Origin of the sequence: Facklamia sp. P13069 (assembly GCF_050409405.1) — a bacterium.
Classification (GTDB): Bacteria; Bacillota; Bacilli; order Lactobacillales; family Aerococcaceae; genus Facklamia.
Genome location: NZ_JBNUPN010000008.1, coordinates 16,643 through 29,278 on the forward strand (window position 1 = coordinate 16,643; position 12,636 = coordinate 29,278).

Annotated in this window: 12 protein-coding genes; 4 read left to right on the forward strand and 8 right to left on the reverse strand. The window is 33.0% G+C overall.

Annotation, left to right across the window (positions count from 1 at the left end; all coding sequences use genetic code 11):
- Positions 1-87 precede the first annotated feature (87 nt).
- The 8 genes from mnmG to rpmH form a co-directional block, all read right to left on the reverse strand.
- Positions 88-1,995 carry a tRNA uridine-5-carboxymethylaminomethyl(34) synthesis enzyme MnmG gene (gene mnmG / locus ACQV2T_RS03525; protein WP_428876488.1) on the reverse strand — a complete coding sequence of 636 codons (1,908 nt, stop codon included), beginning with the start codon at positions 1,993-1,995 and terminating at the stop codon, positions 88-90.
- Positions 1,995-2,486, reverse strand: coding sequence for an NUDIX hydrolase (locus ACQV2T_RS03530; RefSeq protein ID WP_428873037.1), 492 nt, complete (start codon positions 2,484-2,486; stop codon positions 1,995-1,997). Before ACQV2T_RS03530 ends, mnmG begins: the two co-directional genes overlap by 1 nt.
- 10 nt (positions 2,487-2,496) lie before the next feature.
- Positions 2,497-3,873 carry a tRNA uridine-5-carboxymethylaminomethyl(34) synthesis GTPase MnmE gene (mnmE, locus tag ACQV2T_RS03535; protein WP_428873038.1) on the reverse strand — a complete coding sequence of 459 codons (1,377 nt, stop codon included), beginning with the start codon at positions 3,871-3,873 and terminating at the stop codon, positions 2,497-2,499.
- 261 nt (positions 3,874-4,134) lie between these two features.
- Positions 4,135-5,337: a hypothetical protein gene (locus tag ACQV2T_RS03540; protein ID WP_428873039.1), complete on the reverse strand. Its 1,203-nt coding sequence runs from the start codon at positions 5,335-5,337 to the stop codon at positions 4,135-4,137.
- A gap of 190 nt (positions 5,338-5,527) precedes the next feature.
- Complete coding sequence (jag, locus tag ACQV2T_RS03545) at positions 5,528-6,478, reverse strand: RNA-binding cell elongation regulator Jag/EloR (RefSeq protein WP_428893237.1); 951 nt, start codon at positions 6,476-6,478, stop codon at positions 5,528-5,530.
- A gap of 18 nt (positions 6,479-6,496) precedes the next feature.
- Complete coding sequence (gene yidC, locus ACQV2T_RS03550; RefSeq protein ID WP_428875077.1) at positions 6,497-7,336, reverse strand: membrane protein insertase YidC; 840 nt, start codon at positions 7,334-7,336, stop codon at positions 6,497-6,499.
- Positions 7,326-7,706, reverse strand: coding sequence for a ribonuclease P protein component (rnpA, locus tag ACQV2T_RS03555; RefSeq protein WP_428873042.1), 381 nt, complete (start codon positions 7,704-7,706; stop codon positions 7,326-7,328). Before rnpA ends, yidC begins: the two co-directional genes overlap by 11 nt.
- A 113-nt stretch (positions 7,707-7,819) precedes the next feature.
- Positions 7,820-7,957, reverse strand: coding sequence for a 50S ribosomal protein L34 (rpmH, locus tag ACQV2T_RS03560; protein WP_258436956.1), 138 nt, complete (start codon positions 7,955-7,957; stop codon positions 7,820-7,822).
- A 489-nt stretch (positions 7,958-8,446) separates the two neighbouring features.
- On the opposite strand from rpmH, the gene dnaA reads away from it, so the two are divergent.
- The 4 genes from dnaA (at position 8,447) to recF (ending at position 12,632) form a co-directional block, all read left to right on the forward strand.
- Positions 8,447-9,787 (forward strand): chromosomal replication initiator protein DnaA, encoded by a 1,341-nt coding sequence (gene dnaA, locus ACQV2T_RS03565; RefSeq protein ID WP_428893238.1) that lies wholly within the window; start codon positions 8,447-8,449, stop codon positions 9,785-9,787.
- Positions 9,788-9,945: 158 nt separating this feature from the next.
- Positions 9,946-11,094: a DNA polymerase III subunit beta gene (dnaN, locus tag ACQV2T_RS03570; RefSeq protein ID WP_428873044.1), complete on the forward strand. Its 1,149-nt coding sequence runs from the start codon at positions 9,946-9,948 to the stop codon at positions 11,092-11,094.
- 195 nt (positions 11,095-11,289) lie between these two features.
- Positions 11,290-11,514 (forward strand): S4 domain-containing protein YaaA, encoded by a 225-nt coding sequence (yaaA, locus tag ACQV2T_RS03575; protein ID WP_428873045.1) that lies wholly within the window; start codon positions 11,290-11,292, stop codon positions 11,512-11,514.
- A gap of 8 nt (positions 11,515-11,522) precedes the next feature.
- Positions 11,523-12,632, forward strand: coding sequence for a DNA replication/repair protein RecF (recF, locus tag ACQV2T_RS03580; protein WP_428893239.1), 1,110 nt, complete (start codon positions 11,523-11,525; stop codon positions 12,630-12,632).
- Positions 12,633-12,636 lie beyond the last annotated feature (4 nt).

A 12,636-nucleotide genomic window follows, 5' to 3' on the forward strand; every position in this document is an offset into this window, starting at 1 on the left:
CTGCTTTTTTCATTTTAAAAAGATCCCTTCTTAATTAGCTTGCTAATTGAGAAGAAGATCTTTATCTTTTTGGTGATTTTTAGTTGATTATTGATGAGATTCAATTTTTGCAATTTTACCCTGTTGAATATAGATTGAAAGAATGGCAATATCAGCCGGATTGACACCTGAAATTCGACTAGCCTGTCCAATGTTAGAAGGTCGAATTAATTTTAATCTTTCTCTTGCTTCAGTTGCTAAGCTATCCACTGCATCGTAATCTAGGTTTTCAGGAATTATTTTTTCTTCCATAGCTTTAACACGATCGACCTTATGGTTAGCTTTATTAATGTAGCCTGCATATTTGATTTGAATTTCAACTTGTTCTCCTACTTGTCGATTAACTTCAGTCGTTAAAATAGGTAAAGCTTTAATCAATTCAAAATATTTAATTTCCGGTCTTTTTAAAAGTTCACTAGCTAAAATTCCATCTTTAAGTGGCGTTGAATTGATTCTTTCAAAATACTCTGCTAAACCCTCTGTACTTGGCTTAATACGAATAGACGCTAAGCGATCAAGTTCTGCTTTTACAGCAGCTTCTTTCGTTTTAAAATGCTGATAACGTGCTTCATCCACCAATCCAATTTTATAGGCTTTTTCTGTCAAACGGAAATCTGCATTATCATGACGTAGTAATAAACGGTATTCAGCCCGAGAAGTTAGCAAACGATAAGGTTCAGTCGTTCCTTTTGTTACAAGGTCATCAATCATAACACCAATGTAGCCTTCTGAACGCGTTATAATAAAAGGGTCTTTGTCAAAAGCCTTATGGCAAGCATTGATTCCTGCAACAATTCCTTGTCCCGCTGCTTCTTCATAACCACTCGTTCCATTCATTTGACCGGCAGTGAATAAGCCAGGTAAATCTCGCACTTCTAAGGATAGCGTTAATTGATGGGGTACCACTACATCATATTCAATAGCATACCCTGCTCGCATCAATTTTGCTTCTTCTAAACCTTCTACTGAATGGAGCATCTCTAGTTGGACATCTTCTGGTAAAGAAGTTGACAAGCCTTGGACATACATTTCTTTAGTATTACGACCTTCAGGTTCGATAAACACTTGATGGCGTGGTTTGTCACTAAAACGAACTATTTTGTCTTCTATTGATGGGCAATACCTAGCCCCTACTCCTTCAACTATTCCCGAAAACATAGGTGCTTTATGCAAATTATTTCTAATTATATTATGCGTTTGACCATTGGTATGTGTCAACCAACAAGATATTTGATCTTGCAAATAATCTTTATCATCTGTCAAATAAGAAAAATGATTCGCTTTAATATCGCCAGGCTGTTCTTCTGTTTTGTCAAAATGGACTGAGTCATAATGCACTCGTGGAGGTGTTCCAGTTTTAAAACGAGTTAATTCAATCCCTAATTCCATTAAATGTTCAGACAGTTTAACAGAAGGTAGGGTGTTATTAGGACCGGAAGAATAGGCTAAATCTCCAATAATAATTTTTCCTCGTGAAGAAGTACCTGCCGTTAGAACTACAGATTTAGCACGATAAATAGCCCCCGAATTGGTAATAATACCGCGACATTGATTTTCTTCAATTAAAAGTCTTTCAACAAGTCCTTGTTTGAGGTCTAAATTATCTGTTTCTTCTAAGACTTGCTTCATTGTATTGGAGTAATGTTGCTTATCTGCTTGAGCTCTGAGTGCTTGAACTGCTGGTCCTTTACCGGTGTTTAAAAGACGCATTTGGATATAAGTCCTATCTATATTACGTCCCATTTCTCCACCCAGTGCATCAATTTCACGTACAACGACCCCCTTAGCAGGTCCACCAATTGATGGATTACATGGCATAAAGGCTACCATTTCTAGATTCATCGTAATTAAAAGTGTTTGAGCACCTAGTCGAGCTGAAGCTAAAGCTGCTTCCGAACCTGCATGCCCGGCTCCTACAACAATTACATCATATTGACCCGCTTCATATGTTTGCATTATATTTCACCTCTGTTTTTCATAAATTCAACCTGATGGTCGATTAAGTCACCCTTTTTATCATAAGCAAATTTAGCCCAAAAATAAGGTTTGTTTTCTAAGACCCATTGTAAAAAGAGATAATCCCCTTCCCAAATTGGTTTGTCCAAGACATCGTCATAATCCACCCACTCTAAAGTCCCTTCGTCACAGTCCTTTAATAGGTCTCCTTCAAAATCTGTCACTCTATAGACAAAAGAATACCAATCTCTATCATCATGGGTAAAATCTGGAAAAGTTATGAAACCTAAGGGGATTAAGCTTTTGGCCCTTAGACCCGTTTCTTCATAAATTTCACGAATTGCACACTCTTGAGGACTTTCTCCTGCTTCAAATTTTCCACCGACGCTAACCCATTTTCCTCCATGGATATCATTTTCTCTTTTATTACGGTGGAGCAATAATAACTGTTTTCCATTATCCAGATAACAAATTGTAGATAATTGTTGCATTATAGCTTTCCTACTTTCCTAAACAGAATTGACTAAATAACTTATCTAATAATTCATCTTGTACGCTATCACCTGTTATTTCGCCCAAAAGATCCCAGGCTCTAGTAAAATCTATTTGTACCAAATCAACAGGTACGTCTGCTTGACAAGCATTCACAACTTCGTCAAGCGCTTGAATTGCTTGCTTTAGTAAATTAGTATGACGTGAATTAAGTAAATAATTAATATCATTCGACTCTAAATTTCCCGTATAAAACAAATTTTCAATTCTTTCTTCTAGTAGATTTAATCCTTGATCTTTTAAGATTGAAATTGGGATGATTTCCTCTTTATTTACTACATTTGTCAACTTTGTAAAATCAATTTGACTCGGCAAATCGGTTTTATTTAATAAAATGATTCGCTTTTGATCCTTTGTCAAAGATAAAAGTTCTTTGTCAATTTCTGTCAAAGCTTCAGATTGATTTAAAATCAAAATAACTAAATCAGATTCTTCCATAATTTTACGACTTTTAGCCACACCAATTTGCTCTACCAATTCATCAGTTTGGCGAATGCCTGCTGTATCGATTAAATGTAGGGGGACTCCTTTGACATTGATGTATTCTTCAATAGTATCTCGAGTTGTTCCAGCGATATCAGTCACGATTGCTTTGTCAAATCCAGTTAAGTAATTTAGTAAACTCGACTTACCAACATTTGGTTTACCTATAATAGCTGTTCGTATTCCTTCACGGAAAAGACGGCTATTTTGAGCTTTTTTCAAAATTTGATTTATTTTATTTTTTACATATTGTGCTGTTTCTATAAGAGTTTGACTAGACATCTCTTCAACATCATCATATTCCGGATAATCAATCGTTACTTCAATTTGAGCTAAACTTTCAAGCATTTCTTGGCGCAATTGTCTAATTTGCTGAGATAGGGTTCCTTTTAATTGGTTTAGAGAAGCGTCCATAGCTTTACCTGTTTTAGCTTGAATTAAATCCATCAAAGCTTCTGCTTGTGACAAATCAATGCGACCATTTAGAAAGGCGCGCTTTGTAAATTCACCTGGTTCAGCCATGCGCGCACCTTCTAATAAACAACTTTCCAGGATTCGCTGCATAGCTACGATACCACCATGACAATTAATTTCTACTATGTCTTCACGTGTATAGGTTTTTGGTCCTTTTAAGATAGTGACCATTACTTCATCTAAGACTTTTTGATCCTTATCTACTATATGACCATAATGGATGGTATGACTTTCAACCTGACTCAAGTCTTTGCCTTTAAATATTTTTTTTATTATTGGCAAAGCATCCGGACCACTCATACGTACTATTCCAATAGCCCCCTCGCCAATTGCGGTTGAGATAGCTGCAATTGTGTCTAAAATATACATACTTAATACCCCCTTTAATCATAAAAAAAGTGCTCAACGAAAGATACCTAAGTTTTTTAGGTCATTCGAAAGCACTTTGACTGCCTGTCTATTTATCGTAGTAATTGTATCAAATCGTTATTCTTCTTGCAAGATAGGTGTGAAACTGTTTAGATAAATTATATTTAAAAGAGAGTGTCTAGCTTTTTTTTAACATAAGCTCTCCAAAACATTTGCCTTAATAAAAACACCATTCCTCTAATTAAGAATGGTGATCTTCACTTATTCTAAGGTTAATTCTTCACTACTCAAAGGCGTTTGCGTATTACTACTATCTTCTTGCTTGACCCATTTGGGATCTATTTGATGAATTCCATTAGGAGGATAAGATATGGCATTGAGTAGCATACCATTTCCAAACACTTCTAAACTCACTTGATTAACAGAGTAATAGTCAGCAATATTCACCATCATGGCAATTGCTACCGCTTTTTCACCTGCTGGATATCGGTTTAAACTAGCAACAACACCGCTTGAAAAATTGAGATGGGCAATTCCATTGGACTCATAAATATCAACCACTTGTATTTCGGGAGTAATCCATTGGTTATCGTAATAAAAGCGCTGAAAAGCTGTTGCTAGGGTATCGTTTGTTTGCCAGGCAAAGTCAACTGTCTCTTTTTGAATAAAAGGTTCTTCTGTTGAAGATTGAGGCATGTACCAATCCATTTTGCTTACTAACATTACATTATCTGTAATCGATTCTGCAAGATAATATTCCTCTTTATTTTCTTGCCATTGAGCAATAATCCCTTTATTAGCAGCAAATAGCTGATGTCTTTCGCCCTCTTCAAATTGAGTCACAACTTCAATCACTTCTTGATAGATTTGATCACCGATATTCACTTCTTTATATAAGCCGACGATTTTTGAAGGAATGTTACCGTCATATAACCATTCAGTTCCTACTTTTAAAGGAGATTGTAAAATGATTAGACCTTTTTCTAATTGATTAGCTTCTATTGAGTTTTTTAAATAATTAGTAAATCGACGCTCTTTTTCAAATTTTCCGTATAGTTCAATCACTTCAGTATTCCAACGATAGAGTTCAATGGTTTTTTCATCAGCTAGCGTCTCTCTCACTTGCATCTGTTGGCTTGTTTGATCCATATATTCAACATAGCTAGTTTTACCATTGGAAAGGATTTTTACTTGATTAGCATTATAAGGAAGAAAATTTTCTAAATTATAGTTTACATCTTCTCCTTCTTTAATCCACGAGTTAGGATCAATAACTACTTGGTCGGATGTATTGGCTTTCTTATTATTTATTTGATCTAGCTGTGTTTCTTTATTTTCTGCTTGTTTCTTCTCTATCTTCATTTGGTTTTCTTTACTCAATTTAATCATAGGTTCTTGTTTACAAGCTGATAAAGTAATAACAATTAACAAAAGCCAAAATATCTTTCTGCCAGACAGACTCAAATCCGTCACCTCCTAAAACAAGCTATATTATATCATAATTTTTATAACCTTCTAATATAATTTTACTAGTGCTTCGTTTTAAAAATAAGACCATTGATTTATTCATGATAATTTTCAATTATGACTAAACATTTATAAAAAAGGTTTGAGAGAAAAAATCCCTAAGCAGAGCTTAGGGACGTAATTAATATTATGGGACGTAATCTACCACTAAATATCGATTAGGATCTTTACCTTCAGAGTGGGTTGCAATATGCTCATATTGTCCAAGATAAGCATGAATTTGTTTGCGTTCATAAGCAGGTAACGGATCTAGGATGACTGTTTGTTTGGTAGTTAAAACTTGCTCAGCAGTTCTTTCTGCCATTTGTTCAAGTACATTTAAACGACGGTCACGGTAATCCCCAACATTTAATAAAACTGAGATTCGTTTACGATCACGTCTATGCAATAAAACCTGAACTAAAGTCTGTAAGGAATTGATAATTTTTCCATGTTTACCAATGACTAAACCTGATTTGTCCGTTTCAATATTAAAAACTAACTGATTACCTCTTAATTCGTATTCAATGTGCGATTCTGCACCATATAAACGAATAACTTCTTCGAGGTAATGGCAAGCCGCTTGATACTCTTCTTCTATTGTAGATTCACTTTGTGCAACTTCTGTTTCAGACGTTTGGTTTTCATTTGAAACTTTTTCACTCACTTTTTGCTCGACTGTTTCAGATTTTTTATCTTCTGCTTGTTTTTCAATGGAAGATTCTTTTTCTAAAACAACATTGTCAGTTTTTCTTTGATCGTGAACCTCTTCTTTAACAGGCTCACTATGTTTTTGATTATTTTGACGGATATAATCTTTAGTTTTATTTACTGTTTCTTTATGTTTTTGACCTGTTTTATCCTTATGTTCCATTCCAACTTTTTTTTCTAATTGATTGGTTAATTCTTTTAATGATAGATCAGTCTTAGCTTCAATATGAACTACTGCTTCTTGCTTACCGAAGCCAAAGAAACCTTTTTTTCCTTCACTTATAATACGGATATCGGCTTCTTCTCGACTAATTCGCAATTGTTTTAACCCTTTTTCAATAGCTAATTCGACATTTTCAGCCCTAACAGTCATATTATGATCTAACATATCATCACTCCTTTTAATTTATTTACGACTTTTAACTTTTTTCAAGGCCTTACGCAATTGACGCTCTTTTTCTTTTTCATGAGCAATGCGTTCTTGGCGTTCTTTAATCATTTTATATGGATTGTTAAAAATTAAAATAATAATTACAGTAATTAAATTCGATATAAACCAATAAAGTGAAACTGCACTAGGTAAAGCAAAAGATATAGAGAAAATCATAATTGGCATAGTTATCATCATAATTTTCATTGAAACATTTTGTTGAGGATTTGCTTTACTACTTAGGTAAGTAGATAAAAATGTGAATAGAGCCGCTAAAAGAGGGAAAATAAAGTAAGGGTCTGGTTGTCCTAAATCAACCCAAAGAAACTGTCCTTGTCTTATAAGCTCTGTTCGCGAAATCACTTGATACAAGGCCATCAAAATTGGTAATTGAATTAAAGTTGGTAAGCAACCTGCGAATTGATTAACTCCTTTTTCATCAAACAATTCTTGTTGCTCAGCTTGAAGTAATTCCATTGAGTGACGATCTTTATGAGGGTACTTAGCTTTAATGGCTTCAATTTCCGGTTGTAACTCCATTATTTTATTTTGAGATTTCATCTGCATTAATGTCAAAGGGGTTAGCAAAAGACGAATTAAAAGGGTTAAACTAATAATACCTAAACCAAAATTATGACCCATTAAACCACTTAGCCAAACAATAAATTGAGAGAAGGGATAGAGAACAAATTGATCCAAAAGATTTGATGAATCGTTAGTAATCGGTTCATTAATATTTGCACAAGCAGATAATACCACTACAATAGCTAATAGCAGTGAAAGTTTTAAAATTTTATTTACTTTTTTATTGCTCATTACGACCTCCAGATTTTTCTAGTTTAAATAATGGTTGGATAATTTTAGCTTTCTTCATAACGTGAATAATCGATTTCTTTATTTGCTTTAAATCCTTATCACAAATATCCTTACGAGCAATCAATAGAAAATCAACTTCAGGAATAACCATATCTTCCACCTCATGCAAGGCTTGTCTTAAATAGCGTTTTATTTGATTTCTAAAAACTGCATTACCTAACTTTTTACTTACTGACAAACCGACACGAAAATGTTTTTGACCTGGTTTTGAATAGGTATAAATAACCAGTTGACGGTTTGCTGTAGAGTTTCCTTGATGAAAGACTCTTTGAAAATCCTTATCACTTTTTACTCGATATTCTTTTTTCATTAGACTATCACTCCGATGTTTTAGAGTCCTCATAATATTATATCAAAAATAAGAATAATTGGAATCTCTCTCTTTATTTTATAAAAAAAAGGCCTCACTTGGAAGCCTCAAAATTATGCAGTTAACTTTTTGCGTCCTTTTAAGCGGCGCTTGCTTAATACACGACGTCCATTTTTTGTTGACATGCGTTTACGAAAACCGTGTTCTTTACTACGTTGACGTTTTTTAGGTTGGTATGTTCTCTTAGTCATGCAATACACCTCCTTGTTGCTAAATATAAACAATACTAGAATAGTTTATAAGAATGACTCCTTTAAAGTCAAGTGTTTTTTAATATTCTATTAAATATCCCAATCGATGTAAAATCTTAACAATTGTCAACAACTTATCCACAGTTTTTAAACAAACCCTAAAAAAATAAAATTCTTTTAACAAACTAGAGGATAAAATTATCCACATTTTCTAAGCTTGTCAATAAATATTATTTTATCCACAAACTCTGTTGAAAACATTATTTAAACCTTTAAGGAAGTTGATGGCATAGGAATTGTTATTTTTTTCCTTTTGCACAAATCTACTTAATGTTTACTTAACTACTTTTTTATCCACACATTTAATTCACATGTGGATAACTTAAATGTGAGTATGTGGATAGAGTTTTTTACACATTCTCAACTTGTGGAAAACTCTAAATATGATACAATAATCTTAACTATATTAACTTATTCGAGGTGAAATGAATGGATGAAAAAGATCTTTTTTGGCAAGGAGTTCAAGATTATTTAAAAGAAATCCTGTCCACTTCTTCCTATCGATCCTGGGTTGAACCTTCAATCCCTACTCGAATTGGTAATCAATCAATTACGATTGCAGTTCCTAATCCGATGACTAAAAAATATTGGGAAAATCATTTGGTAAACTATATATTGCAATATAGTCGTGAACGATATGGTATTGAATATGAACCTCAATTTATAATTTATCAAAGCAATCAAAATGAACCCATGCTTTCGAAATCGATTGATAAGCAAGGAGAGACAGACAGTCTTCCAAGCTTTTCTGACTCAAAATTAAATCCTTCTTATACCTTTGAAAACTTTGTGATTGGTGAAGATAATAAAATGGCTGCAGGAGCTGCCCTGGCAGTGAGTGATGGTCCAGGAAAAACTTACAATCCCTTTTTAATTTATGGTGGTGTAGGTTTAGGAAAAACTCATTTAATGCAAGCTATAGGTAACGATATCCTACGTAAAAAACCTTCTACTAAAATTAAATATGCAACCAGTGAATCTTTTGTTAATGATTTTATTACCAGTATTCAAAACGGTTCTCAAAAAAAATTTAGGGAAATGTATCGTGAAATAGATGTCTTATTGATCGATGATATTCAATTTTTATCGAAAAAAGATGCCACACAAGAAGAATTTTTCCATACCTTTAACGAACTTTATAATAATAATAAACAAATTATTTTAACTTCAGACCGTTTACCAAATAATATTGATAATCTCGAGGAAAGGCTTATTTCACGATTCAAATGGGGATTATCAACCGACATTACCCCTCCTGATTTGGAAACTCGTATCGCTATCCTTAGAAAAAAGGCTGCAAATAATCGATTGGATATTGATTCTGAAACTCTCACATATATCGCTAATAATGTAGATACAAACATACGTGAATTAGAAGGAGCTTTAATGAGAGTTTTTGCCTATGCAGCTATAGAGGGCAAAGAAATTACAAGTCATTTAGCCGCAGAAGCTCTCTCTTCTATTTTTGGAGAGCAAAAAGAAAAAGTAATTGATGCCGAATCTATCATTTCTACTTGTAGTCAATTTTATAAAATATCCACTGAACAAATTAAAGGAAAGAAAAGGAATAAAGAAATCGTTACTGCTCGTCAAATTGCTATGTATCTTACACGTGAATTAACAGAACTATCTTTTCCTAAAATTGGTGAAGCTTTCGGTAATAAAAACCATACAACGGTTATCCATGCTTATGAAAAAATCTCTGAAGATCTTAAAAGTAATACTACCCTCAAACATGAAATTGCAACAATCAAACAGATGCTAGAATAAAGAATGTGGATAAGTCTACTGTAAAAAATCATCTTTACACATAGTCATCAACAATGCTAAAGCCTAGTTTGTAGAACTCTTTATCACTTATACACTCTATCAACAAGCCCTACTATTATTACTTAGATATATAATAATTATTTATAAAGGAGAAAATTATGAAATTTACAATTAACCGATCTGCTTTTACTCAACAAATAAATAATGTTCAAAGAGCTATTCCTTCTAAAACAACCATTAACATTCTATATGGAATTAAATTATCTTTAGATAGTAATGGAATGACTTTAATAGGTAGCGATGCTGATATATCTATCGAAAGTCATATTTCAGTTGATGAACCCTTAGCTAATTTACAAATTGAAGAAACAGGCCAAATTGTATTACCTGCACGTTTATTAAATGAAATTATTAAAAAATTACCACAAGATGAGGTAATAGTGAGTGTAGATGATCAATTTAAAGCAACTATTCAATCTGGTAATGCAAAATTCCAAATTGTTGGTATTGATGGAAATGAGTATCCTCGTTTGCCTATTATTGACCTAGATCATCAAATTCAACTTCCAACACTTACTTTTAAAAATATGATTCATCAGACTATTTTTGCAGCTTCTAATCAAGAATCACGTCCAATTTTAACAGGACTTCACTTAATGCTAGAAAAAGATTACTTAGTGGGAGTGGCAACAGATAGCCATCGTTTAAGCCAAAGAGAAATTCCTTTAAAATTAACTGAGAATTCGCATCATTTAGAAGCAATCACTGTTCCTAAAAAAACAATGATTGAATTGGCTAGAATAGTTCCTGATAATGCTGATTTAATGATGACTATATCGAATCAACAAATTATTTTTACTTTCGAAAACATAACAATTTATTCACGCTTACTGGAGGGTAATTACCCTGCTACTGATCGGTTAATTCCTAATTCATCTGAAACAGAAATCGTCTTAAATGCGGCTGATTTTCTGCAAGCAATTGAACGGGCCTCTTTAATGTCACATGAAGGAAAAAATAATATTGTCCAATTAGATATTCAAACAGACCATATCGAGTTATTTGTAAAAGGAAATGAAATAGGGAATGTGGCAGAAGAAATTCAATTTGTTTCCTCAAATGGTGAAGAGCTTCAGATTTCATTCAACCCTGACTATATGAAAGAAGCTTTAAGATCTTTTGGCGATATAGAAATTACCATTCAATTTAATTCAGCAGTTCGTCCAATGCTTATAACACCAAGTGTAAAGAGTGAATTACCCCACAATGATTTACTGCAATTATTAACACCAGTTCGTACACATTAAAACTTTTTAGCGGGTCTAATAAACGACCTGCTTATTTTTTGCCATTATTTAGCATTTAAGCCTAATTTAACTTAAATAAGCTTTTTATACTCTGAAGGTCAAATTTATTTAAAATGGCATTTTTCCGCCAAAAATTTGAGATTTAAGCTATTTAGTAGTATAATGAATCTAATAAATTACTAATGAGGTGGCCAAATGGAACATAAAAAAGTCAAAATAGATAGTGACCATGTAACACTCGGCCAATTATTAAAAATAGTAGATTTAATATCCAGTGGTGGAATGGCTAAATGGTACTTAGGTGAATTTACTGTCTATTTAAATGGCGAATCAGAAAATCGACGAGGAAAAAAATTATATCCTGGAGACCGTGTGGAGTTTGTTCAGGATGAATTAATAGTAGATGTCGTAGATCAATAAGATAGCTTATGAAAATAAAAGAATTAAATTTAACCAATTTTAGGAACTATAAAGAGCTTTCGATTGATTTTCATGACGGTCTAACTATTTTAGCTGGTGAAAATGCCCAAGGAAAAACTAACATCCTTGAGGCCATTTTTTTGTTGTCTTTGGCTAAGAGTCATCGAACCAATCATGATCAAGAAATGATTAGTTGGGAAGAAGATTATGCAAAGATAGTCGGCCAAATAACCACTAAAAACTCTCAATTTCCTTTAGAAATCATATTAAATGATAAGGGTAAGATTGCTAAATACAATCACCTCGATCAAAAGAGACTTTCTCAATTTATAGGTAAATTAAATGTTATCCTCTTTTCTCCCGAAGACATGCAATTAGTTAAGGGGTCTCCAAGTCTAAGAAGAAAGTTTTTAGATACAGAACTCGGTCAAACCCATCCCATCTACCTACAAAATTTATTAGAATATCATCGCTTACTTAAACAAAGAAATGCTTATTTAAAGCAAGCGCGTGAAAAACATACTTATGATCCAGTTTATTTAGACATCTTAACTGATCAGCTAATTGATGCAGGAAGCCAAGTAATTAAATATCGTTTGCAATTTGTTAAAGATTTAGAAGTAATGGCTCACCCGATTCATTATGAACTTTCTAATGAAAGAGATAGCTTATCAATGGTCTATAAGTCTTCCTCTTCTAAACTTGATTATGAGAAGATTGATTTAATTAAAGATCAAATGAGTGAATTGTTCAAATTGTCTATTCAAAGGGAAATCCATCAAGGAGCTACCATATATGGACCTCATCGAGACGATTTAATTTTTAATATTAATGGAAATTCAGCTCAGCAATTTGCCTCACAAGGCCAACAACGAACAGTTGTTCTTAGTTTAAAGTTAGCTGAATTGGATTTATTTTATACAATTGATCAAGATTATCCAGTTCTTTTATTAGATGATGTTCTGTCCGAGTTAGATGATCATCGTCAATTTATTTTGATGAGTAAAATCGAAGGGAAAGTTCAAACAATTTTAACCACAGCTAGTATTGAAAATATTCATATTCAAGAGCTAAAAAATTCTTCAATAAGACATATAAGTAAAGGTAAAGTTCAATAGGAGG